Origin of the sequence: Bacillus sp. NEAU-CP5, assembly GCF_026420705.1 — a bacterium.
Lineage (GTDB): Bacteria > Bacillota > Bacilli > Bacillales > Bacillaceae > Bacillus > Bacillus velezensis.
Genome location: NZ_JAPMOV010000001.1, coordinates 891,348 through 914,398 on the forward strand (window position 1 = coordinate 891,348; position 23,051 = coordinate 914,398).

25 protein-coding genes, 1 pseudogene and 1 riboswitch are annotated in these 23,051 nt (G+C 49.4%); of the genes and pseudogenes, 15 read left to right on the forward strand and 11 right to left on the reverse strand.

What is annotated here, in order from left to right; genetic code table 11:
- Nucleotides 1-15: 15 nt before the first annotated feature.
- The gene (locus OTK50_RS03885) at nucleotides 16-912 is read right to left on the reverse strand and encodes a S1 RNA-binding domain-containing protein (RefSeq protein WP_170919537.1); all 897 of its coding nucleotides are present in this window, start codon (nucleotides 910-912) and stop codon (nucleotides 16-18) included.
- Nucleotides 913-1,011: 99 nt separating this feature from the next.
- Between OTK50_RS03885 and OTK50_RS03890 the strand changes: the two genes are divergently transcribed.
- The 4 genes from OTK50_RS03890 (at nucleotide 1,012) to OTK50_RS03905 (ending at nucleotide 5,004) form a co-directional block, all read left to right on the forward strand.
- Entirely contained in the window at nucleotides 1,012-1,503 is a 492-nt protein-coding gene (locus tag OTK50_RS03890) for a YajQ family cyclic di-GMP-binding protein (RefSeq protein ID WP_003155112.1), read from the forward strand.
- A 100-nt stretch (nucleotides 1,504-1,603) separates the two neighbouring features.
- Nucleotides 1,604-1,725: riboswitch (SAM riboswitch) on the forward strand.
- Between the two features lie 89 nt (nucleotides 1,726-1,814).
- Nucleotides 1,815-3,656: a bifunctional homocysteine S-methyltransferase/methylenetetrahydrofolate reductase gene (locus tag OTK50_RS03895; protein WP_045207098.1), complete on the forward strand. Its 1,842-nt coding sequence runs from the start codon at nucleotides 1,815-1,817 to the stop codon at nucleotides 3,654-3,656.
- An 83-nt stretch (nucleotides 3,657-3,739) separates the two neighbouring features.
- The gene (locus tag OTK50_RS03900; protein ID WP_007409151.1) at nucleotides 3,740-4,180 is read left to right on the forward strand and encodes a GNAT family N-acetyltransferase; all 441 of its coding nucleotides are present in this window, start codon (nucleotides 3,740-3,742) and stop codon (nucleotides 4,178-4,180) included.
- Nucleotides 4,181-4,377: 197 nt separating this feature from the next.
- Nucleotides 4,378-5,004, forward strand: a complete 627-nt coding sequence (locus tag OTK50_RS03905; protein ID WP_045207096.1) for a pentapeptide repeat-containing protein — start codon at nucleotides 4,378-4,380, stop codon at nucleotides 5,002-5,004.
- 7 nt (nucleotides 5,005-5,011) lie between these two features.
- Here the strand turns inward: OTK50_RS03905 and OTK50_RS03910 are convergent, their stop codons facing one another.
- Nucleotides 5,012-6,454, reverse strand: a complete 1,443-nt coding sequence (locus OTK50_RS03910) for a PLP-dependent aminotransferase family protein (RefSeq protein WP_266121833.1) — start codon at nucleotides 6,452-6,454, stop codon at nucleotides 5,012-5,014.
- A gap of 125 nt (nucleotides 6,455-6,579) precedes the next feature.
- On the opposite strand from OTK50_RS03910, the gene OTK50_RS03915 reads away from it, so the two are divergent.
- Together OTK50_RS03915 and OTK50_RS03920 are read left to right on the forward strand one after the other, a co-directional pair.
- Nucleotides 6,580-7,188, forward strand: coding sequence for a LysE/ArgO family amino acid transporter (locus OTK50_RS03915; RefSeq protein WP_266121834.1), 609 nt, complete (start codon nucleotides 6,580-6,582; stop codon nucleotides 7,186-7,188).
- A gap of 55 nt (nucleotides 7,189-7,243) precedes the next feature.
- Nucleotides 7,244-7,738: a DinB family protein gene (locus tag OTK50_RS03920; protein WP_101670350.1), complete on the forward strand. Its 495-nt coding sequence runs from the start codon at nucleotides 7,244-7,246 to the stop codon at nucleotides 7,736-7,738.
- Nucleotides 7,739-7,783: 45 nt separating this feature from the next.
- On the opposite strand, the pseudogene OTK50_RS03925 reads toward OTK50_RS03920, so the two are convergent.
- Both OTK50_RS03925 and OTK50_RS03930 read right to left on the reverse strand, forming a co-directional pair.
- Nucleotides 7,784-8,092: pseudogene (locus tag OTK50_RS03925) on the reverse strand (Gfo/Idh/MocA family oxidoreductase); the annotation flags it as partial.
- Between the two features lie 35 nt (nucleotides 8,093-8,127).
- Complete coding sequence (locus OTK50_RS03930; protein ID WP_032874405.1) at nucleotides 8,128-8,991, reverse strand: AraC family transcriptional regulator; 864 nt, start codon at nucleotides 8,989-8,991, stop codon at nucleotides 8,128-8,130.
- Between the two features lie 122 nt (nucleotides 8,992-9,113).
- Between OTK50_RS03930 and OTK50_RS03935 the strand changes: the two genes are divergently transcribed.
- Nucleotides 9,114-10,481 (forward strand): MATE family efflux transporter, encoded by a 1,368-nt coding sequence (locus tag OTK50_RS03935; protein ID WP_032875187.1) that lies wholly within the window; start codon nucleotides 9,114-9,116, stop codon nucleotides 10,479-10,481.
- Nucleotides 10,482-10,516: 35 nt separating this feature from the next.
- Here OTK50_RS03935 and OTK50_RS03940 read toward each other — a convergent pair whose 3' ends face one another.
- Both OTK50_RS03940 and asnB read right to left on the reverse strand, forming a co-directional pair.
- Nucleotides 10,517-11,257 carry a squalene/phytoene synthase family protein gene (locus OTK50_RS03940; protein WP_224224165.1) on the reverse strand — a complete coding sequence of 247 codons (741 nt, stop codon included), beginning with the start codon at nucleotides 11,255-11,257 and terminating at the stop codon, nucleotides 10,517-10,519.
- Between the two features lie 85 nt (nucleotides 11,258-11,342).
- Entirely contained in the window at nucleotides 11,343-13,184 is a 1,842-nt protein-coding gene (gene asnB, locus OTK50_RS03945) for an asparagine synthase (glutamine-hydrolyzing) (RefSeq protein ID WP_012117256.1), read from the reverse strand.
- A gap of 175 nt (nucleotides 13,185-13,359) precedes the next feature.
- Between asnB and OTK50_RS03950 the strand changes: the two genes are divergently transcribed.
- Nucleotides 13,360-13,902, forward strand: a complete 543-nt coding sequence (locus OTK50_RS03950; protein ID WP_224224164.1) for a DUF2777 family protein — start codon at nucleotides 13,360-13,362, stop codon at nucleotides 13,900-13,902.
- 252 nt (nucleotides 13,903-14,154) lie between these two features.
- Here the strand turns inward: OTK50_RS03950 and OTK50_RS03955 are convergent, their stop codons facing one another.
- Together OTK50_RS03955 and OTK50_RS03960 are read right to left on the reverse strand one after the other, a co-directional pair.
- The gene (locus OTK50_RS03955; protein WP_007409161.1) at nucleotides 14,155-14,511 is read right to left on the reverse strand and encodes a YisL family protein; all 357 of its coding nucleotides are present in this window, start codon (nucleotides 14,509-14,511) and stop codon (nucleotides 14,155-14,157) included.
- A 93-nt stretch (nucleotides 14,512-14,604) separates the two neighbouring features.
- A complete protein-coding gene (locus tag OTK50_RS03960) occupies nucleotides 14,605-15,510 on the reverse strand; it encodes a fumarylacetoacetate hydrolase family protein (RefSeq protein WP_031378473.1) in 906 nt (301 codons plus the stop codon).
- Between the two features lie 217 nt (nucleotides 15,511-15,727).
- Between OTK50_RS03960 and OTK50_RS03965 the strand changes: the two genes are divergently transcribed.
- The 7 genes from OTK50_RS03965 (at nucleotide 15,728) to OTK50_RS03995 (ending at nucleotide 18,082) form a co-directional block, all read left to right on the forward strand.
- A complete protein-coding gene (locus tag OTK50_RS03965) occupies nucleotides 15,728-15,943 on the forward strand; it encodes an aspartyl-phosphate phosphatase Spo0E family protein (RefSeq protein ID WP_038457554.1) in 216 nt (71 codons plus the stop codon).
- A gap of 189 nt (nucleotides 15,944-16,132) precedes the next feature.
- Nucleotides 16,133-16,354, forward strand: a complete 222-nt coding sequence (locus tag OTK50_RS03970) for a spore germination protein (protein ID WP_003155135.1) — start codon at nucleotides 16,133-16,135, stop codon at nucleotides 16,352-16,354.
- A gap of 12 nt (nucleotides 16,355-16,366) precedes the next feature.
- Nucleotides 16,367-16,603: a spore germination protein GerPB gene (locus OTK50_RS03975; RefSeq protein ID WP_007409164.1), complete on the forward strand. Its 237-nt coding sequence runs from the start codon at nucleotides 16,367-16,369 to the stop codon at nucleotides 16,601-16,603.
- A gap of 35 nt (nucleotides 16,604-16,638) precedes the next feature.
- A complete protein-coding gene (locus tag OTK50_RS03980) occupies nucleotides 16,639-17,256 on the forward strand; it encodes a spore germination protein GerPC (RefSeq protein WP_003155139.1) in 618 nt (205 codons plus the stop codon).
- Nucleotides 17,253-17,429, forward strand: a complete 177-nt coding sequence (locus OTK50_RS03985; protein WP_003155141.1) for a hypothetical protein — start codon at nucleotides 17,253-17,255, stop codon at nucleotides 17,427-17,429. The genes OTK50_RS03980 and OTK50_RS03985 overlap by 4 nt, the downstream gene beginning before the upstream one ends.
- Nucleotides 17,429-17,824, forward strand: coding sequence for a spore germination protein GerPE (locus OTK50_RS03990; RefSeq protein ID WP_007610514.1), 396 nt, complete (start codon nucleotides 17,429-17,431; stop codon nucleotides 17,822-17,824). Before OTK50_RS03985 ends, OTK50_RS03990 begins: the two co-directional genes overlap by 1 nt.
- Nucleotides 17,825-17,863: 39 nt before the next feature.
- Nucleotides 17,864-18,082, forward strand: a complete 219-nt coding sequence (locus OTK50_RS03995; RefSeq protein ID WP_003155143.1) for a spore germination protein — start codon at nucleotides 17,864-17,866, stop codon at nucleotides 18,080-18,082.
- A 15-nt stretch (nucleotides 18,083-18,097) separates the two neighbouring features.
- Here the strand turns inward: OTK50_RS03995 and OTK50_RS04000 are convergent, their stop codons facing one another.
- From OTK50_RS04000 to sbcD, 3 genes are read right to left on the reverse strand one after another with little or no spacing between them, the layout of a single operon-like run.
- Complete coding sequence (locus OTK50_RS04000; protein ID WP_224224163.1) at nucleotides 18,098-18,418, reverse strand: HNH endonuclease; 321 nt, start codon at nucleotides 18,416-18,418, stop codon at nucleotides 18,098-18,100.
- Nucleotides 18,419-18,433: 15 nt separating this feature from the next.
- Entirely contained in the window at nucleotides 18,434-21,826 is a 3,393-nt protein-coding gene (gene sbcC / locus OTK50_RS04005; RefSeq protein WP_045207090.1) for an exonuclease subunit SbcC, read from the reverse strand.
- Nucleotides 21,823-22,995 (reverse strand): exonuclease subunit SbcD, encoded by a 1,173-nt coding sequence (gene sbcD / locus OTK50_RS04010; RefSeq protein WP_003155146.1) that lies wholly within the window; start codon nucleotides 22,993-22,995, stop codon nucleotides 21,823-21,825. The genes sbcC and sbcD overlap by 4 nt, the downstream gene beginning before the upstream one ends.
- Nucleotides 22,996-23,051: the final 56 nt, after the last annotated feature.

Genomic DNA, 23,051 nt, shown 5'->3' on the forward strand with positions numbered 1-23,051 from the left:
GTTTTTGCAGAAAATTTATTGTTTTTCGTATGTCCAGCCGTCTTCCTGATAGACCTTGCCGTTTTTCATCAGATGCCCGAGCGCCCGCTTAAAGGCGGCTTTGCTTAAATGAAACCGTTCGCGGATATCGTCAGGATGACTTTTGTCTCCGTATGGCATCGCGCCGTTTCTTGATCTCAGATAGGTCAGAATTTCTTCCGCGTCAACCGAAAGCGCATCCTGCTTTCTCGGCAGCAGGGACATGTTGACCGAGCCGTCTTCCTTCACCTCGATGACACGCCCTGTCACGCGGCTGCCGAGTCTCGGCTCTTCTTTTCTTTCTGAAGGGTGAATAAACGCGCGGATGCCTTCATCGGTAATCAGAAAAGAGCCTGATGCGATCAGTCTGTACACCGTACCCGTCAGGTCTTTATTCATGACGTCTTCCTCTGCATCCGTAAATAATTCACTGATGATATCTTCAGGCGCCGGCTTGGCAAACATGCGCCCGCGGCTTGTCACCTTCAGCATGCAATACAGTCTGTCTCCTTTTTGCGGCCAGACGGATTTGTACGGAGGCAGGTGCTCCGTTGCGACGAGCGCGTCTTTTGACAGACCGACGTCGACGAATACGCCCATATCTTCCACAGCGTCCGTCACTTCCACCCATCCGTAGTCATAAAAGCTGATGAGCGGCTTTTTCATCGTCGCCGCGAGTCTTTCCTGATGATCGACGTAAATAAATACGTCCACTTCATCTTTGTCTTCGATATCCTCTGTGATTTCACTGTTATGTAAAAGAACCGTATCCTCGCCGTCGGTTAAAAAATAACCGAAATCGGTTTGGTGATCTATACTAAGCGTGAGCTGCTGCCCTGGTCTCATGTTATCGTCCTTCCTGATTCGCCCGTATGAGGCTGATGTTTTTCTCATTTTTTCCAATACGCATAAATTCATGCCTTATGCTGTTGGACATTTCTCTTTATTCTACTATAATCAACTCATAAGTGAAATGTTATAGGAGGTTTTCTCATGGCAAAAGAAAGTTCTTTTGATATTGTATCGAAAGTTGAATTTCCCGAAGTGCAGAATGCGATTCAGATGACGCTGAAAGAAATCGGCACGCGCTATGACTTTAAAGGATCGAAAAGCGATGTAACTTTAGAAAAGGAAGAACTTGTCCTGATTTCTGATGACGAGTTTAAACTGAATCAGCTCAAAGATGTGCTGAGCGGCAAGCTGATCAAACGGGACGTGCCGACGAAAAACATTGAATACGGCAAAATCGAAAATGCATCGGGAGGCACGGTGCGCCAGCGCGCAAAGCTTGTACAGGGCATTGATAAAGACAGCGCCAAAAAAATCAACGCGGTGATTAAAAACTCCGGCTTGAAGGTCAAGTCGCAGATTCAGGACGACCAAGTGCGCGTCACCGGAAAAAATAAAGATGATCTGCAGCAGATTATTGCAGCCGTCCGCGGAGCAGACCTGCCGATTGACGTTCAATTTATTAATTTTAGATAAATTATGTAATTCCTATTGATTATTGTCTCTATTTTCGGTAAATTTGGAGAAAGGGATTTTCACAGTTAAGTTTTGGAAACCCATGACAATTACATGAACGTTCTTATCAAGAGAAGCCGAGGGACTGGCCCGACGACGCTTCAGCAACCGGTGTAGTGGTTTACCCAAACCATGACCAAGGTGCTAAATCCAGCAAGCTAAAAACAGCTTGGAAGATAAGAAGAGAGACAAATGATTACAAAGTCTTCTTCTTAAGAAGACTTTTTTTATTTCTCTTTTTTCCTTGCTGAATGTGACGAAGGAGGCAAACAATGGGACTATTACAAGACTTAAAAGAACGGATTTTAATCGGTGACGGCGCGATGGGCACTCTCCTCTATTCCTACGGCATTGACAGATGTTTTGAGGAACTGAACGTATCAAAGCCCGAGGAAATCAAGCGGATACATAAGGCTTACGTGGAAGCCGGGGCAGACATCATCCAGACAAATACGTACGGCGCGAATTTTATTAAGCTCTCAAGATACGGACTTGAGGATGAAACGAAAAAAATCAATCAGGAGGCGGTCAGAATCGCGCGCGCTTCCTCAGACGGCGCTTATGTATTGGGAACGATGGGCGGCATCCGCACCTTTAACAAAAACGCCTACAGCCTGGAGGAGATTAAACGCAGCTTTCGGGAGCAGCTTTATTTATTGCTGCATGAAGAGCCGGACGGTCTGCTTCTGGAAACATACTATGATTTAGAAGAGGCCCGCGAAGTGCTGAAGATAGCGAGAAAAGAAACGGAACTTCCGATTATGCTGAACGTATCCATGCACGAACAGGGCGTGCTGCAGGACGGAACGCCGCTTCGGGAAGCCCTCAGGTCCATTGCCGATCTCGGCGCTGACATAGCGGGAATCAATTGCCGGCTCGGCCCGTACCACATGATTGAAGCGCTCACCGAAGTGCCGATTTTCCGTGACGCTTATTTATCGGTCTATCCGAACAGCAGCCTTCCGTCTTTAGAAGAAGGCCGGCTTGTTTATGATACGGACGATGCCTATTTCCGGGAGAGCGCCGTACAGTTCCGCACTCAGGGCGCGCGCATTATCGGCGGCTGCTGCGGTACGACGCCAAACCATATCAGAGCCATGGCTGAAGCGGTTCGCGGCCTTTCCCCCGTCACTGAGAAAGAAGTGAAAATCAGACGGGAAGAAGAAGTCATCTCAGTCAGCAACGAACGGACCGAGCCGGGTTTAAACGAAATCGCCGCTCAAAAACGGTCAATTATCGTGGAGCTTGATCCGCCGAAAAAATTGAATTTTGAAAAATTTATGCAAGCGGCGGCTGAATTAAAAGAAACCGGCATAGAAGCGCTGACGCTCGCCGACAATTCATTGGCGACACCGCGGATCAGCAATGCCGCCTGCGGTTCATTGCTGAAAGAGCGCCTTGATATCCGTTCTCTCGTTCACATTACATGCAGAGACCGCAACATCATCGGCCTTCAGTCACATTTAATGGGGCTGGATACGCTCGGGCTCACCGACATTTTAGCCATCACGGGCGATCCTTCAAAAATCGGCGACTTTCCGGGGGCTACCTCCGTCTATGATTTAACGTCCTTTGACTTGATCAGGCTGATTAAACAATTCAACGAGGGCATTTCTTTATCAGGGAAACCGCTCGGCAAGAAAACGAACTTTTCCGTAGCCGGAGCATTTAATCCGAATGTCCGCCACCTTGATAAAGCAGTAAAACGGCTGGAGAAAAAAATCGAGTGCGGAGCTGACTACTTCGTGTCCCAGCCTGTCTACTCGGAGCAGCAGCTCATTGACATTCATCATGAAACGAAGCATCTCAAAACACCGGTGTATATCGGAATCATGCCGTTAACGAGCAGCCGCAACGCAGAGTTCATTCATCATGAAATCCCGGGCATTAAGCTGTCAGACAGCATCCGCGAAAAAATGGCGCTCGCCGGCGAAGACAAGCGAAAGCAGAAAGCCGAAGGCCTCGCCATCGCCAAATCGCTTCTCGACACGGCGTGCGAACTGTTTAACGGAATTTATTTAATCACCCCGTTTCTTCGTTCTGATTTGACGTCAGAGCTTGCAGCTTATATTAAGCAAAAGGATGAAAAGCGGGCTGGTGTATATTTGCATTGACGCGGAAGAGGCCGCCTGATATGACAGGCGGCTTTTTCATGGTACGATACAGAAAAAGAATCAAGCAAAGGAGGATTTTTTTCATGGTTGAAGTAAAACCCATTACCGCAGAAGATACGTACGCGATCAGACACAGCGTGCTGCGCCCCCACCAGACGATTGAGGATTGTAAATATGATCAGGACAGCGTCAAAGGAGCCTTTCATCTCGGAGGTTTTTACGACGGGACATTGATCAGCATCGCTTCTTTCTACCCGCAGAACCAGCAGGCTTTACAGGCAGCGCCCGCCTACCAGCTGCGCGGCATGGCGACGCTTGAGGAATACCGGACGCAAAAAGCGGGAAGCACGTTAATCGCCTATGCAGAACGGAAACTGGCAGATATGGGGGCGGCGCTTGTCTGGTGCAACGCCAGATGTCACGTAAAGGGATATTACGAGAAGCTCGGCTGGAAAAGCACGGGCAGCCCCTTTGACATACCCGGCATCGGCCCGCATGTGATCATGTATAAAGAACTCGCCTGAAACAGACTAAAGCCTTTGGGGACATGTCTCTAAGGGCATTACCTTGAAGGTCACGTCCGCTTTTATATGCGACACTATTGACGCCCTCCCGCTTTTTTAATACCCTTTGTACATTACACAACAGCAAGGATGGCAGGCAGAAAACAATATCTGTCAATTGCCGTTTTCAGCTATTAATTCAGAAAAGGAAGTATGAGATGAATACGATCCAAAAACCGAAAATCCCGAAAGAATTGCCGGTGCTTTCTTTCACAGAAGCGCTTCAGGACGACCTCATCAAAGAAGTCGTCATAGAAAACGCCGTGATAAGCGGCAAACTGGACGGCCTGCGCGCCGAAAAAGTCATTTTCAGAAACACCGTTTTTACGGATGTCTCTTTCAGACATATGGAATGTACGGATGTCCTATTTGACAAATGTGATGTCTCAAACGCTGATTTCAGCGGAAGCATCATCCATAGAACGGCGTTTCAGCATTCAAAACTTCTCGGCTTGAATCTGGCGGATTCCGCCATGCGTCATGTACGGTTTGAAGACTGCCTCGCACATTACAGCTCCTTCAGCTATTCCAATATGAAGCATGTCCGGTTTGACTCGTGCGGCCTTTCAGAAAGTGAGTGGAATGATGCCGTTCTTGAATACACAGATCTTGACGCCTGTGATTTGAACGGCTCAAATTTTATCGGCACGTCTCTTTTTAATATGGATATCAGCACGTGCACATTTGATCACCTGCACGTCTCACTTGAGAAGCTGAAAGGATGCCGCATCTCTCCGTCTCATGCCGTGACATTCGCAGAAGCGCTCGGAGCCATTGTGACGTGATCTTTTATTAAATGAAACGGCGGGCAATGTCCGCTATCGTTTGAATGCCTTTTTCCAAGTCCGGTAAGGATGCGTACGAATAGGAAAGACGCAGGCTTTGCCGGTCTTCGGGAAGATAGAGAGCTCCCGGATTGATCAGTACGCCGGCCTCCAAGGCACGGATGAAAAGCGTCTGAACAGTGAATGCTTTATGGAAGGTGACCCAAATATAAAAGCCCCCCTCCGGCACACGCCACTCCGCAATATCTCCCGCGTATCTTTCAAGAAAACGCAATGCCGCATCTCTCCTGATTTTGAGTTCCTTTCTGAGACGCAAAAGGCGCGCTTCATAGCGGCCGCTTGACAGCCATTGACATGCCGCCCATTGAGATAAACCACTGGAGCCGTAATCCGTCTGCATTTTAATATCGGCGAGCCTGTCTGCAACCGGCTCAGGGGCGACGACCCATCCGATGCGCAGACCCGGGCTTACGGTTTTTGACAGCGTGCCGATATACAGTACATTCCCCTCACCGTCCATCGATTTTAACGGAGGCGGCGGTTCTTTATCGATCCATAAATCACCGTATGCGTCATCTTCAATGACAGGCAGACGGTGATTTCTTGCGAGCGCGATGAGTTCCTGCCGCCGCTTAAGTGACATTACCGTTCCGGTCGGATTATGGAATGACGGAATGGTGTACAGCAGCCCTGCTTCGTATTGCCGACGGTAAGCGGGAAGATGATCCGTTTTGATTCCGCTCCCATCCATCGGCACTCCCTTAAGCCTGACGCCCGCTGATTGAAACACACGCAGGGAATGGAGATACGACGGGTTTTCAGTCAGCATGACGGAGTTTGGTTTTAGCAGCCCGATTGAAATAAGCTGAAGCGCCTGCAGCGCACCTGAGACGATTACGATGGATGCCGGGGACGCGTGAACCCCCTTTGTTTTCAAATGTTTCGCGACGCTTTGCCGAAGCTGCGGGCTGCCCTTCGGTTCTTCATAGCCGAGCGCAAAAATATTAGTTCCCGCTTCACGGAACAGTTCGGCCATCTCCTGCTCAGGCAGCAGCTCTTGACTCAGCTCACCCGTCCCCAGCCTGATCAGATTCAGACGCGGCTCGTTTTGATTAATGGCCTGAATCAAGGATGAATTCGGCTGATGACTCCCCGATGTAACGTATGTGCTCCAATCAAGGGGCTTAACCGCTGCCATGATGCTCCACGTATTGTTGACGACCTTTGTGCCTCCCCCTCTTTTTCCTTCCAGAAGACCTTGGGCGATTAACTCATCAACTGCTGCCGTCACTGTGCTTCGGTTGACCTGAAGCTCCTCGGCGAGCTTTCTTTGTGAGGGAATTTTCGTGCCGATGGTCCATTCGCCATGAAGTATTTTTTCTTTTATATGCAGTTCGATCTGGAGATAAAGCGGTATGTGCGACTCCCGATCCGGACGCCAGCGGTTCATACGTCATCCCTCCTTCTTTATTTATTATACATTTGGCTGGTTCAAGTACCAGCCAAATGGCCGGAGACATCAGCACACAGTGCGGCTACAATGAGATTTAGTTGACGATTGGAGGGTTTTACGAAATGAATGCCATTCTTCACGGAGTGATGCTCGCTTTCGGCCTTATTTTGCCATTGGGCGCGCAAAACGTGTTTATTTTTCAGCAGGGAGCCTGGCAAAAACATGTGTGGCAGGCGTTTCCCGCAGTGATTGCCGCCGCGGTATGCGATACGATTCTCATCAGCGCGGCCGTCGCAGGCGTGTCCATGATTATTGCAGAGATTCCCGTTTTTCAGACCGTCATGCTTATAGGCGGCTTTTTGTTTCTCAGTTTTTTAGGCTGGCAGACTTGGAGAAGCAAACCGCAGGCCGAACAGGTGAAAAAAACGGTTTTCTCGGCAAAAAAACAGGCGGTCACGGCCGCCATGGTATCCCTTTTAAACCCGCATGCGATTTTGGATACCGTCAGTGTCATCGGCACAAGCTCCTCCGCCTATCCGGGAATTGATAAATGGCTGTTTGCCGGTGCTTGTATCGCGGTTTCGTGGGTATGGTTCGCCGGACTGGCATTTGCGGGACGGCTCGTCCAAACGGCGGATACGGGCGGCCGGCTCCTCGGCATCCTGAATAAATGCTCGGCATTGGTGATGTGGGGTGCTGCTTTTTATTTTGCGGCGCTTTTGTTTCGATAAAAGGAATTCGGCCAGGTCATGTTGAATGTACCGGAAGGAAGAGGGGGGAATTGGAATGTCAGACATTTTAAAGCTGTATCACTACCACAGATGGGCAAATGAGCAAGTTATTCAGCATCTGAAGACCCTGCCCGCGGCAAGCTTACAGCAGAAACTGGATAGTGTTTTTCCGACTGTGAACGCCGTGCTTGTGCATATATACCGGGCTGATTACATTTGGCTTCACGTGCTTTACGGAGAAACTTTCGAACAAATCGTCTCGCAGTTTGATCAATTTGAAAAGCTTGACGGAGATTTTGAGGCGATTGAACATAGAATGACTGAACTGGACAAAGAATTCAGCGAATTTTTAAAAGAAATGGAGAACCCGGAAGGTCCGCTCTCTATTTCTCATCCGCGCCTGGGGACGCTTCAGACGACATATGCCGATGTGATCCGGCATGTTGTGAATCACGGCACATACCATCGCGGCAATATCACCGCGATGCTTCACCAAATGGGCTATAAAGGCGTGCCGACTGACTACATTTTTTTCTCATACGAATCATAAAAAAGCAAAGGCCTCCCGGGCCTTTGCTTTTTTACTTCGAATCTATCATAATCCGGCATAGCCGGAGGCGCCCGGGGTGAGCTTTACTGGCCTTCCGGTTTTAAAAGATTCCGTCGCGGCGATCCCGATTTCTAAGTTAATCGTGGCATCGATGTCTGTCACAATCGGCGTTTCCCCTTTTTTTACACATTCGGCAAAGTGCTCAAGCTCCAGACGGTAAGCGTCTTTAAAACGTGCTTGAAAATCCGGAATAATTTCGCAGCTGCTGCCTGACTCCGTTAAAACGGTGACATGGCTTTTCCGCAGCGTACCGACCAAGATGCTTCCCGCCGTCCCGATCACTTCGGCGCGGATAAACTGCCTCCTACTTTTTGTTCTCTGGTATTAGGTCAGTCCGTTTTCCGGCTTACGAATTTGCGGTATTCAAGCGGCGAAATGCCTTCAATCTGTTTAAACAGTTTGGAAAAATAGGTCGGGTCTTCCATACCGATGGCATCCGCGATTGTCCCCATTTTGTCATTGGTTGCGGACAAAAGACGTTTCGCCTCCGTCATTCTGACTTTGTTCGTATACTGGCCGGGCGTGACGCCGAGCACCTGCTGCATACAGCGGGTCACGTAGTCTTGGTTGTAATGAAGAGCCGATGAAAGCGCTTTGATGGTTGTTTTCTCCTGATAGTGCTCCTGCAGGTACCGGGCGGCCTCCCATGCGACTCTTTCCTTTGCGGACGGGATTTGGAACGCCTCCTTCTGAAGATGGAGCAGCAGCTCTTCAAACAGAATCTGCTTTCTGAGCGGCAGATCGGAGTTCTCTGCGCTGTCATCGGTCAGCACACTGAATTGCCCGGCCATAAACTGCGGACGTCTCACCTTCCCTTTTTGCGGCAGGGACAGGCGATAGCGGGACGGCTCTTCAAAGCTCCCTTTTTTTCGCCTCAGCTCTGACCAGTTGTTCCCGGTTGTTTCCGTCACCTCATAATCCGCTCCTTCAAAATGAAGCCACGAATAGGATGTCGTTTCTTCACTGCCTTTTGTCCCGTAATGTTCAAGGCCGGGAGAAAGCAGAATATATTCTCCGGCTTCAACGGAAAAGGCGTTTTCGTCTTCTGTAATGTAGAGGACGCCTTCTTTCACATACAGCAGATCAAACACCGGGAAGACCCGTCTCACATGGGTTTCGCCTTTTTTGAACACTCCTTCTCCCGCAGCGATAAAGACCGGGAACGGAGGAACTGTGAACTCGAGAAAGGACATATTTTCGGCCCTCCTTTTTAAGTCGGATTTTTGCAAGAAGTTTCGTTTCTCTCCCTTTTTATTATAAGAAAATGGAGGTACACTTTTAAACGTTGATTTTTTCAGGAAAGGGGTTAAAAGAAATGAAACAAGCGATTTTAAAACGGGCTGCATTCAAACAATCCTCTGATCACAAACTCTCATTATACGCGCTGACTTGGCCGATATTTATTGAGGTTTCATTATATATGTTTATGGGAAACGCCGACACTCTTATGCTTAGCCAATACTCTGACAACAGTGTGGCGGCCGTGGGTGTCAGCAATCAGATTTTAAATTTAATTATCGTGATGTTCAGCTTTATCGCAACGGGTACGACAATTGTGATTTCACAGTTTTTAGGATCTAAACAGAAAAAAGAGGCGCAGGAAGTGGCTTATGTATCAATAGGAGCGAACTTTGTCATCAGTCTCGCCATCAGCGCCGCCATATTTTTTGCGGCCGTTCCGCTGCTTCATGTGATGGGTCTTTCCAATGAATTGATGCCGGATGCCAAAGTCTTTTTGCAGGTGGTCGGCGGGCTGTCCTTCATTCAGGCTTTGATTATGACGTTCAGCGCCATTTTAAAAAGCTACGGTCATACGAAGGATACGATGTTCGTTACGATCGGGATGAATATTTTAAATATTGCCGGAAACTTTCTTGTCATTTTCGGGCCGCTCGGCCTTCCGGTGTTAGGCGTCGCCGGTGTTGCGATGTCAACGTCCTTTGCGCGGTTCATCGGGCTGATCGCGATGATTGTGATCGTCAAAAAACGCATCGGACTCGGTCTGACATGGCAAAAGATTTTTCACGTCCATAAAGAGCACTTGCGGAAACTCCTAAAAATCGGGATTCCGTCTGCCGGCGAACAGCTGTCTTACAACATTTCACAAATGGTTGTCACTTATTTTATCGCCATTATGGGCGCTCAGGCGCTTACAACAAAGGTTTATACACAAAACATCACCATGTTTATCCTGCTGTTCGGAACGGCGATCAGCCAGGGCACACAGATTTTAATCGGCAGATATATCGGCGCCAAACGGTTTGACGACGCTTATGACCGCTGCATGAAAAGTCTGTACTGGGCGCTTGGCATTGCCGCTTTGACATCCGTGATCATGACCTTGTTTTCAAAGCAGCTGATCGGAATTTTCACAAGCAGTCCTGACATTATTGCGACGGCGAGCATGCTGATCGCCATGACGATCATTCTTGAGCCCGGCCGTTCATTTAATGTCATTATCATCAACTCACTGCGGGCTGCCGGAGATGCAAAATTCCCCGTCTACATGGCGATGATTTCCATGTGGGGTATCGGACTGCCTCTCGCTTATCTGTTCGGCATCCATTTCGGATTAGGGCTTATGGGCATCTGGATTTCATTTATCGCGGATGAATGGGTCAGAGGCATTCTTATGTACAGAAGATGGCGGTCGCGGATTTGGATTCAAAAAGGGATTGCATAAACGCCCGAAGCTTCGTTATGAAGCCGGGCGTTTTTTTATGCTTGCGAAAGCTGTTTTCTCATGTCACCGAGCTCTGACCGGTAATGTGCCAGCAAACCGGTAACGGCGGGCCTTGAGTATAACGGAAACAGCTCCAGCTCTTCAGACGCCTCCTCGAAATACGCCTCGGCCTCGAATGCGATGTACTCCCATACATTCATAAAAGCTTTGTTGACGGTATGGCTCTCCAGCTCTTCTTCCGTATAGCCGAATTGCTTCATCACCTGGCGCGGGAGACGATTTTTCGCCCGCTCGTCCGTATGGCCCCCCAGAAGCACCCGGGTCAGCTGAATGGCTGCTCCTAATGAAACGGCTGCATGGCGGAGTTTCTCTTGGTTCCGGCGCGCACAAACCGGCAGCAGCAGCAGGCCGAGGGCTCCGCCTGTTTGGCCCGCGTACATCAGCAGGTCATCAAACTCTTGATAAGTTACTTTTTCTCTGTCAGAGATTTGGCCGGCGATAAACTCACGTAACGGCTCTTCTTCAAGCGCAAATTGCTGCCGCACATCGGTGAGCGCCTCCCACAAAAAGCCGTCGGCGCGTGTCCCGTTCAGAAAGTCTTGTGCCGCCTGTTCAAATCCTCCAAGTTCCTGCACATCAAGCCGATCAGCTTCGTGAAACAAAGCAAGCACCGCCCATGCGGCCCGCCTGTTTTTTGGCGGCAGGGATGAGAAAGTCCGTTTATATAAAGGAAAGTGCGCCTCGGCAAGCTGGGCGCATGTTTCGTATTCGGTCATGGTATCACTCCTCTGTTTTTTAGTGTACCATATGTTTCACAATAAAAAGACCGATATCCTTCAGCGGAAACCGGTCGCAGCACTGTTATTCTTCTATATCGATACGGTACGCCTCAAACCATGTATGGATCTGGGCAAGATGGGCGATCAGCTGCGGGCCTTTCATCAGCTGGCCGAACCACGGAACCTGAAAAGATGAACCTTCTGTCTCCAGCAGCATTTCCAGCTTCTTTCTGTCAAGCAGGGTGTGAAGCACGGAATCTTTCTGTTGTAAAATCGTTTTCAGCCATTCTGTGACCCCCTGGGTGTATTTCGGGTGATGCGTTTTCGGATAAGGGCTTTTTTTGCGGTACAAAATATCTTCAGGAAGCAGTCCTTCAAGCGCTTTCCGCAAGATGCCTTTTTCCCGGCTGCCATGCATTTTCATTTCCCAAGGAATATTCCAAACGTATTCCACAAGTCTGTGGTCGGCGAACGGCACCCGTACTTCAAGACTTGCGCCCATGCTCATGCGGTCTTTGCGGTCAAGCAGATTTGTCATAAACCAAAGCATATTTAAGTAGAACAGCTGCCGTCTCGCTTTATCTGTTCCCGTCTCACCGTCTAACAGCGGCGTTTCCGCAATGGTTTCTTCATATCTCGCATTCACGTATTCTCTAAGATTCAGCCGTTTTTGCCACTTTTCATCCAAGAGCGTGATTCTCTCCTCAGTCGATCTCATCCAAGGAAATCCGTCTTCTTCTGCCGCGGTGTGAAACCACGGATATCCGCCGAAAATTTCGTCCGCACATTCTCCGGAAAGGCTCACGACAAAATCTTTTTTAATTTCCCGGCAGAACCATAATAGCGAGGAATCAACATCAGCCATGCCCGGAAGGTCTCTGACGAGAACGGATTCCTCCAGATGTTCAACCAGCTGATCCTGCGTAATCACGCACTTATGATGCTGTGTGCCGAATGCATTTGTCATTTTATCGATCCACGGGCCGTCATCATTCGGCTGAAAGGCGCTCGCTTTAAAAAATTTGCTGTTCTCCTCATAATCAATTGAATAAGTATGAAGGGGATCTCTGCCTTGTTTCTCAAAATGAGCGGCGGCTATCGCGGTTATCGCGCTCGAATCAAGCCCCCCTGATAAAAACGTGCAAACCGGCACGTCAGATACGAGCTGGCGTGTCACTGCATCCTGAAATAAGTACCGAATGTGAGCCGCGGTTTCATCGAGGCTGTCTGTATGCTTTTCGCTCTTTACATTCCAATAACGCCATATGGACAAACCGTCCTTTGAGAAAGTGAACGCATGGGCGGGACGCACCTCGTGAATTCCTTTAAACACCCCGCAGCCCGGAGTTCTGGACGGCCCGAGTCCGAATACTTCCGCAAGTCCGCCGCTGTCTGTGCGGGCTTTCACATCAGGATGAGCAAGGATGGCTTTCAATTCCGACCCGAACAGAAAGGAAGAGCCGTGTTCTTTATAAAAAAACGGTTTGACGCCGAGCCGGTCTCTTGCCCCGAACAGCCGCTTGCGCTTTTCATCCCAGATGGCAAAAGCGAAAATACCATTCAAGCGGTCCACGCACTCCTCCCGCCACTCAATATAGCTGTGCAGCAGCACTTCTGTATCAGAGGTCCTCTCAAAACGGTGGCCCCTCGCCTGAAGCTCCTTCCGCAATTCCTCCGTGTTATACAGCTCGCCATTATAAATGATGGTGTACGTTTCCTCTTGATGCGTGCAGGCCATCGGCTGGCGGCCGCCTTCAATGTCAACGACCGAAAGTCTTTTATGTCCGAATAAAACATGGGGCTCTCCCCAGACGTTTGAATCATCAGGCCCTCGTTTTGAAAGAGTGTCTATCATATTGTTCATAATATGTTTCTCTTGGACGAGCTGCTTTTGAAAATCGACCCAACCCGCAATTCCACACATGTGATATCAGCTCCAATCCCGTTTCTGTCGGTATCAAATTCGTTTCTATCAGCACTTTACCCAGTTTATGCAAAGAAACGCAGATAGTTGATTTGTCCCACTAAGAGTTGTATGAGACAAGCCCGATTTGGAAAGAACGGAAGAGAAGAAACAAACAAAGGAGACCGGCACGGTTATGAAACGAAAACAGATTTTCTCAGAAAAAAACAAATGGGGGCGCGGCACCCTGATGATAGAGGACGGCATCTGCCTCGTCGAAAACGATGAAGGCGATATCCTGCTTGCAGACAGTCTAGGAAACGCAGACGTATTGATGAAACGCGACGGCAGATGGCAGCCGGCACGGATTTGCGGCGGCGCGGCCGAAATCGGCGCAGACACCATCCCCCTGCTCGGCGGGGAAGAAATCCGTTATGAAAAGGCGGTCAAACGGCCGCTGTTAACCTTGCTCGATTCGCTGGACGATGAAACGTTTCTGCTATTTCTCAGCCATCTTCACGGGTTCGGCCTGTCTGTATATGATTGCGTATTTTCCTACAATCAGGCGCTGTTTTCCGGTGAAGGCGTTTCGTTTTATCACTTCTCGGCGGATGACGCACAATGCGCCCTGCAGCATCACCGCGGCAGCTCGGGTAAACACGACAGATTTGAGTGGACGGCATCTGACGGGCGGCGCTCCATTATGTATTCAGCGGCAAGACAAGACGGAACCGCGTAACGAACAGGCGGCACCTTTTAAATAGGTGCCGCCTGATGTATTCAGCTTTGTTTTTCACGCTGATTGACGGCCGGCGTTTGCTTTTACCCTTTACAGCCGTAGCTTTTTCGGTAACGAGAGTGATTGACGCTTTTGGCATCCTGCAAATCTCCTTCGCCTCATCAACATCCCCCTGTCACGGTATTTCTCATTCAGCGGCACAGTTGCGCAACTAAAAAAACCCGGATGCATCCGGGTTTTTCAAGCGATTGATTAAAATACGTGAAAGCCGATCGGCAAGTGAAGGCCGAGCAGCACCGTCAGGACGAGCACGATAATAAAACCGATCCACAGTCCGCCGGTTGATTTGCCTTTTTTCTTGCGGATGACGAGCATTTCCATCAGTCCGATGGTAATGATGCCGAGCAGCATTTTTCCGGCGTACTCTCCGTTCCAATTCGCAAAACGGACGAAAAGCTCAGCTCCAGTCAGAATAATAATAATGTAGAATAAGCGCAGAATCATATGCGTAATTTTTGCGCCCTTCGCTTTTCCGGAACCGTACAGCCCGTAGCTGACAAACACCAGGATAAGCGCAACGACCCATGAAGTAATATGCCAATGTGTCATTATGTTCAATTCCCCCTATCAGATCAATCTGCCTCACTTATGGTACCACAACAAGCCGATCGGAGCATTATCAATCGTGCGAAAGACACACAATTATCCGATTTGGTTCGACAGCGTGCCGATCGGTTCAATTGTAATGTCAATGCGGTCCCCCGGCTTTAAAAATTTCGGCGGCTTAAACCCTTTTCCGACACCGGACGGCGTCCCCGTCGCTATAATGTCACCGGCTTCAAGCGTCATTCCTTTTGACAGCGTTTCGATTAATTCAGCTATCGGAAAAATCATGTCGCCCGTTGATCCTGATTGGCGCAGTTCTCCGTTCACCCGCGTTTCAACTTTCAGGCTTTGCGGATCACTGACGGCCGACTTATGTACAATGACCGGGCCCATCGGGCATGTCGTATCGAGGCTTTTGCCGATAAAAAACTGTTTATGTTTTTTCTGCAGATCGCGCGCTGTTATATCATTTACAATTGTATAGCCGAATATATGATCAAGCGCATGTTCTTTGGAGATGTGCGATCCGCTTTTTGATATGATTACCGCAAGCTCCCCTTCATAATCAAGCTGCTCCGTTACGTCCAAGTGGCTGTCCACTGTTTCTCCGTGTCCTGTAACGGCAGCGGGGGCTTTCGTAAAAACCATGGGATGCTCCGGTATATCCGCCTCACTCCCCATTTCAACGGCATGATCACGATAATTTTTCCCGATGCAGATCACGTTCTTTGAAGGTCTCGGAATAGGCGCGCAAAGCTTTACGTCAGACAGGGCATACATAAATGAACCCGACTCGTCATTCGGTTTTTTCGCCCATTCCGCAAGCTGTCCGGCATGCGCGACAAACTTATCTCCTTTTTGAATGCACTCGATCAGCGAACCCGGAATCGTCTCAAGTTCAAACAATTTTTTTTCAGCCTTTTGCAGATCTAAGATTTTGTCATCATCAATGATCAGACCGACAAATGTTCGGCTGTTCAGTTCCCCTGTCGCAAATTTCATGTTAATCCCCCATCATTTTTAAATCTGGCATTCCTTTATGTATTCTTCCTCCGGGCGGGAAATTCCTCTTTTAAACAGGCTGAAAATAAGTGTAAAAGAGTATCAAAAATTGTCACTTTTTTAGTCATATTGACGAAATAAAACCTTCGTGCACAAAATGGGTTATACTATTATCATCCTATGTTTTCCAAAATAATCGAGAATTGGAGATCACACGATGAACAAAATTGAAGAAAAAAGATTAACTTTATTCGAGACAGCGCAAAAATTCGGAATCAATGCGACGGAGACCATCAGGTGCAGCCAGGAGCTGGACAGCCTTTTAAACGGGTGCCGGGGCGGGCTCATCCAACAAACGAAAGACAGCGGGCTGAACCCGGCCGCACAAATTGAGCGCGGCCGCACCGCAGGAAAAAAAGAGGTTTTCTCATAAACGTGATATGTATATAAATCTGTATCATTTATGTATAAGACCCGGCATGCGTAAAGCGCCGGTGTTTTTACGTCTAAAGTTTTTTCCGCTCACAAAAATGTGCATTTGTCATAAGCTATTTTAGGCAGGCAGCCCAGATAAGCTCCTGGAGTGCAGTCATGAAAATCTTCACGAAAAGGATGTGCTCGTATGCCCGCAATTGTCGGAGCGTTTAAAATTAATGCCGTCGGTACGAGCGGAGTCGTTCATATAGGCGACTGCATCACCATTTCTCCAAAAGCAGAGGTTAAGACATTTGCCGGAGCGGGCAGCTTCAATACCGGAGACAATCTCACACTGACGAATTACAGGAATTCAACGAATGTGTACGATAATGATGTAATCGATCAGCCGATGGCAGGAAACGCATAAAGGAGGCGCCGTATGAATTTTTACGTCAATCAGTCGATCCATATCAATTACATGCGTGTAGAATCTGTCAGCAATTCCTCCATACTGCAAATCGGAAGCGCCGGTTCAATTAAATCTCTTTCCAATCTGTACAATACAGGGAGTTATGTTGAGCCGGCGCCGCCTGTCACCGCGGGGCAGCAGACTGTAACAACAGGGGGAGGTCCCGGCACCTCATCATTTGTACCGCTCCAGCCGCCAAGCCGGTAGTTTTAATGAAGGAAACGAGACGCGAGGTGAATGTCATGTATGATCAATCCGTTTCATCCTACCTGCAGAATTTAAATTCTTTCGTCCAGCAGCAGGCGCAGCAGATTCAGGAGCTCGAACGGCAGCTGAAAGAATTCCAAAATGAAATTTCAACGCTGAAGCAGCAGCCTTCTACAAGAATCGATCGGCTCGAGTATAAATTTGATCAGCTGAAAATTGAACGGCTGGAAGGAACGCTGAATATCGGATTGAATCCGACTGATCCGAATGCCGTGCAAAACTTCGAAGTCGGCCAGACATCTCCGCAGGTCGGAATGATGCAGCAGGAACAGGCGGGCCAGCAAATGCAGCAAATCCGCCAAAACGTCGATATGTACCTGAATGAAGAAATCCCCGCGCTTTTAGAGCAGCTCGAAACTCAGTATGAGAGCAGGCTGGACGAAACGAACAAATATCATATTATTGAAGATATCAGAAAGCAGATGGACAGCCGGATTCAGTATTATCTGTCCCATGTCCCGAAAGAAGAAAATACGGCGCCCGCGCAATATGCCGAGCAGATTGCCGAACATGTGAAGCGTGATATTGTCAGGGCCGTTGAGCACTTTATTAAGCACATACCTGGTGAAATGAAAGGTGATGATCCGTCATGATTTTTACAGTGATTAACCGGAATATTGAAGTCGGCGACATCCGGTCTACCGGTGTGTCCAGTTCTTCCTTATTATTAATCGGCGACACCGATTCCGTCTATCTGTCTTCCATCTTTGACACGCCTCCGGAATCTCTTATTATCGGGCCTTATGTGCCGCTGGCGCCGGAATAATGTTAAAGCGCATTTCACGCCTCCGGAACGCCAAAATCAATTCAGTCGGGATTGCGAGTGTCTTTCAAGCAGGCGATACGAATGAAATCAATATGCGGATCAAAGTATTGGCCGATCAGCGTACTATTGCCTTATACAGAGACGATGAAGGCTCATTTAACAAAAAAGAATACCAGATCTTTCGGCAGCCGGCTGTCATGCCGTTACCGGAAACGGGAGTCCAAAGCGCATTCTGCCATGAAAACCCTTCAATTCGGGTAAGGAATGTGAAAGTTCAAGGGGTATCGTCAGCGTCCGTGGTTCAAATCGGATCGACGTCGATCGTTCTGGGAGATTCGCGGCTGAAACATATTAGGCAGATTGTCACACCAAGCTCACAATCACAGCAGCCCTGACATATAATGACGGTGAGACTTCTATAAAGGGTGTCGTTTATGCCAGCAATTACCGGACCTATAGCTATCAATTCCATATCGGGCGGAGTCGTAAACTTTGGTGATTCCTTTTACCTTTCTCCAAAAAGCTCTTCTAAATCTGCGCTCGGTTCGGGAGCAGGCAATACCGGAGATTTCCTGTTATTAAACAACGTTGTCAATGCGACAAACTATATAGACCCCGATGTCAGCGATCAAAATGTGGTAGGAAACGCCTAAAAAGCAGCCGCTCTTTCAGAAGAGGGCTGCTTTTGGTTCAGCGTTATGTTCGTTCATTTGCTTTTTTGTTTTTACAAGCTTTTCCGGCGGCTGTTTTCTGATCCATTTCACAAACCGCGCGAGTTTCGGGTCACGCCGCAGCTCTTCTATTCCCGCGAGCCTTGCCGCAAGCTCCTGATTCGTATAGAGCGCGTGAACCTGTTTATGACAAGGGATGCAGAGCATTGCGGTCGGAAGGAATGTCCCGCCTTCTTCCTTAGGCGTTAAGTGGTGCTCCGTCAGCCGCACATGATGGCGGCCGCATAATTCACATGTGCCCTCGGCAGAATCGGCCATAATTCCTTCTCCTTTCTACATGATCTCCAATGTGACCCGGGTGCCTTTCCCGCCCGGTTCGGACGGATGAACGATTAATTTTTTCGGCAGACGCGCTCTCAGCTCCTGCACATGGCTGATCACTCCGACGGATAAGTTGTCCGATTGCAGCTTTTCAAGCGCTGTGACAACGGTGTCTAAGAGCCCTTGGTCAAGAGTCCCGAATCCTTCATCTAAGAAAAAGAATTGCAGCGGGTATTGCCCCCGCAGCTGAATCTGGGCGGACAAGGCAAGCGCAAGCGACAGCGATGTCAGAAACGTCTCCCCGCCGGAAAGGCTTGATACGGGCCGTTTGACGCCTCCGTTCGCGTCATCACGCATGACGAAACCGCCTTCTGAATCGACTAATATGGCATATCGCTGCCTTGTCAGCGCTCCGAGACGGGCAGAGGCGTCCCGAGCCACGCTTTCCAGCTGTTCTTCCGCTAAAAATTCGACGAATGTATTGCCTTTACATACAGACTGGAGCTTATCAAGCCTGTCAATCTGTGTCTGCCAGCTTTTCAGTTCGGCTTCAATCTCTTTAAAGCGCTTATGCTGTTTTTGCATAACCGCGAAGGCTTTTGCCTGTGCTCCTTTTTCCTCCATGGCGGCGCCTGACTCAGCCTCTGCCTGCTTCAGCAGAGAAACGGATGCTGTCCATTCTTCCTCCGATATCCGGCGCTCGGCTAATTTATCAGTAACACGGCTGATATTTGCCGATAGCTGTTTTGAGGTGTCCAGGAACTCATCAATTTCTTTTTTCATTTCCTCTGCACGCCCTTGCGGAAGCAGACTTTTTTTGACTTGGTCCGGGTCGGTAAACCCGGTGTCTTTTGACCTCACGCGCCAGTCGTTTTGCGCTTTCTCAAGGGAAGTCTCAGCATCCCTGAGTGACATGAGACTCCCTGATTCCCGGCCTTTTGCGTCATTCAGTGATTGCTGCGCCTGCTTCAGCGCGTCGAATAAGGACTGTTCTTTTGATTTTAACAGCTGTAATTCCTGCCGCACCGCTTCAAGCTTTGCGGAAATTGATGTTTCTTCAGCTGCTGTTCCGAGCTCTTGTTCATATCCGTCAATCACCTGCTGCAGGCGCTCAGACGCATAGTGAAGCTCGAGCCGTTCCCGTTCAAGCCGATGCTTCATCTCCTGCAGGCGTTCTTTCTCCTCTTCATGTTCCTTGAGGAATGCGATGCTTGTTTCAATGCGCTTCTCACATTCTTCTGCCTGCCTGTCCTTCTCATCTATCGAAGCCTGCCAGGCGTCAATCCGGTTTGGCGGAATATCACCGCAGACTTCGTTGTACTGATTCAATCGGCTTTCTGACAGCGATTCAAGCTCTTCTAATGAATGTCTGAGACGGTCGGCTTCTTTTTCCTCGTAGCGGATTCGTTCGGCAAGCTGCTCAGCTTGTCTCACCGTCTGCTGATGCGCGCTGATCAGTCTTGTGACCTTCTCTTTTACCGACAGCATATCCTGTTTCATTTGTTTCCATTCCAAGCGGACGGCGCTGAACGTTTCATCAAGCGGGCGTCCGCTGATGGAAGAAGCGGCTTCCAGCTCCGGAACCCGGGCGCTTTGCAGAAACGGACATTCTTCGGTAAAACGCCCCGACTGTTCTTCTAATGCAACCTTGGCTGTCAGCACTTCCTGAGAAAGAGCCGCCGCCTCAGAAAGCAGCGCTTCAACCTGCTGCAACTGTTCCTGTACAGCTGTATCAGGCGAGAATGTTTCATGAGCGGAACGCGGGCGGTCATGCTGCGTCGAGCCGCATACAGGACAAGGCTTTCCTTCGATTAGTTTTTCCGATAATTCTTTTGTTAATGCAGCCGTTCTCGCTTCCTCTGAGCGCCTGCGGAGATCGGCTTGCGTTTTGTCAGCCCGTTCGGCTGCGGCTTTCAGTGAACGCTCCGTTTCACAGACCATATGGTAAACGGTTTGAAGCGTTTGATAAGCGCGCGTAATGTCTTCCTCTTCCGTTTTCGCTTTCGCTGTGAGCGACTCGCTTTCTCCGTTCAGCTTCTCCATGTTTTTCAGCTGCGTTGTCAGATTGGCCCGTTCTTTCGTGATTTGTTCCTGTGTCTGCTGAAAGCCCGCCGCCAGCTGTGCTGCGGTCTGGCATTTTTTCCGTTCATCGGCGGTCACTTGAACTGCTTTCAGCTCTTCTTTCAGCTCATTCTGCCTGTTTTGGCCGCGGGTCAGGCGGTCTTTCACTCCGGCCAGCTGTTTCGAGGCGGCTTCGTATTCTTCCTCTTTTTTGCTGTGTTCCGCATTTGTTTTTTCCGCTTCTTTTTTCGCTTCAAGCAGTTTTTGTTCAATGGCTGAAAGTCTTTGATACAGCTCTTCTTCCTTGACAAGCTTCGGCTCCCGTTCGGCCTTATGGGCCCGCCATGCTTCATAGGCTTCATTTTGCCGGGTAAATGAAACGGTTTCCGCCTCTGATTTCCGTTTGGCCAGTTCGTGTTCCTGTTCGGCGCGCTGCTTCCGGCGGACGGCTTCTGTGTAGCGGTCTGCGTACGGCTCAAGGGCGAGAGCTGTTTCAGCCTCTTTAAGACGCTCAGTCAAATCCGTGATGTACGGGCGTCTTTCCTCAAGCTTTTTCTCCCGGCGCTCATATTCATCTCTTTCTGTCTGCAGGTTCCAAATTTCCTGGTGATTCTCAAAGCGCTCTTTTGCCCGGACCCGTTTCTTCTCAGCTGCTTCAAGCCGTTCGTTCGCTTCGTGGAACTGCTGTTCAGCCTGCTTCAGCGCATCTTCTCCTGCGTCTCCGAGGCCGGATTGTTCAGCCAGCATTTCATTTTTTTTCGCTGCCGCTTCCTGCGCCCGCCGCCGCAATTTTTTGACAAGCCTGTCCCCGTACTGTTCCAGATTAAACAGGCGCTGGAGCATATGTCTTCTTTCCGCGCCTTTAAGCGACAGAAACTCGGCAAACTTTCCTTGCGGCAGCACGACGGCTCTTGTAAAGTCGTCAATGGTCAGGCCAAGAAGCTCTTCCACCTTTTTGTTCACTTCATTCGCTTTATCGGCCAGCACCGTTTGTTCGTCTTTGATTTCAATCAGGCGGCAGAGGGCGGTTTTTACTTTCGTTTCATCCGTTCTCTTAAAAACGCGCTCGACCTTGTAGGAAACCCGGTGGCCGGATTGAAGCGCGAATGTAAATGAGACGGCGAGCTGATCTTCGGCATGATTCAGGATGCCGTGCGTATTATTTGCGGCGCGCTCCACTTTTCCGTATAAAGCGAGTGTCATGGCATCAAGGATCGACGATTTTCCGCTTCCGGTCGGCCCGAAAATCCCGAACACCCCGGCTCCTGACAGTCCGGCAAAATCAATGGTCTGTTCCTCCCTGAAGCTGTGGAGCCCTTTTATCGTTAACAGAATCGGCTTCATGTCGCATCCTCCTCATCATCTGCTGACGCAAGCTCTAAAAACAGCTTGACCATCTCCTCATCCGGCACGCCGCCGCCCGTTTGTTTTTCATAAAACTTCTTAAATCGATCCTCAATTGATGTGTGTTTCACTTCAATCCGGTCATTTTCGGTCTCTTTTTCTTCAAAAACCGGCCTGATATGGATAAAGCCGGGATGCGCCTTTCTCAGCCGATGAATTTCCTCGAGAGAAAGCTGATCCGTCAAATGGATATCAAGATCGATCCAGGCATTCCGGTCACGCCCTTCATCGAGCCAGCCGTGAACTTCGCTCAGCCCCTGCGCTTTCCATTTGACGAGCGGTTTACCGGAAGACAGGAAAATCTCTTCCCACTTCGCTTCTCCGCCGGGCTTCGCTTCTACCACCGTCACCGATTTGGCATAACCGGCTTCTGAAAAGCTGTATGCGAGCGGAGAGCCTGAATAACGGGCAGCCGTCTTGGCGCGCTTGATCGTTTGCGGACGGTGGAGATGGCCGAGAGCCACGTAAGCCGCATCAGCCGGCAGGCTGTCAGCGGCGACCGTGTAAGCGCCCCCGACTTCAATCGGACGCTCTGAATCGGTCTGATTTCCCCCCGCGACATAAATGTGGCTCGCCGCGATTTTCACGGCATCGTTCCGGCACAGTCCGCACATGTGAGCAAACGCCTCTCTGATTTTGACATCGTAATGATCGCGAAGAAGCTTTTCCTCAAACGTATCAGAAAGCACTTCGTTTAATCTCGCCTCTGACGGATATGCCAGCGCGGCTACGGCTAACAGCTCGTCCGCCGACGGCACCTCAATATGCACGGGTTCTGTCCGCGGATAGCCGATTAAATGAATGCCGCGCTCATTTGTTAACGGAGAAGCCGCCGCCAGCCTGTCGGGATTGTCATGGTTTCCGGCAATGACGACAACCGGGCGCTTTCCGCCGTCAGAAAGCGCGGAAAGACTTTCGTAATACAATTGTTCAGCGAGCGCAGGCGGGTTGACCGTATCAAATACATCCCCCGCCATAATGACCGCATCAATATTTTCTTCCTTGACAATGGTATTCAGCTCTTCCAATACCTCGGCCTGCTCGCTCAGCCGGCTTCTGCCTTCCAGCGTTTTGCCGAGGTGCCAGTCAGCTGTATGTAAAATGCGCATACCGCATTCACCTCACTTTTTGATAGAAAAAAAGATCCGCTCCAAAAAGGAGCTTC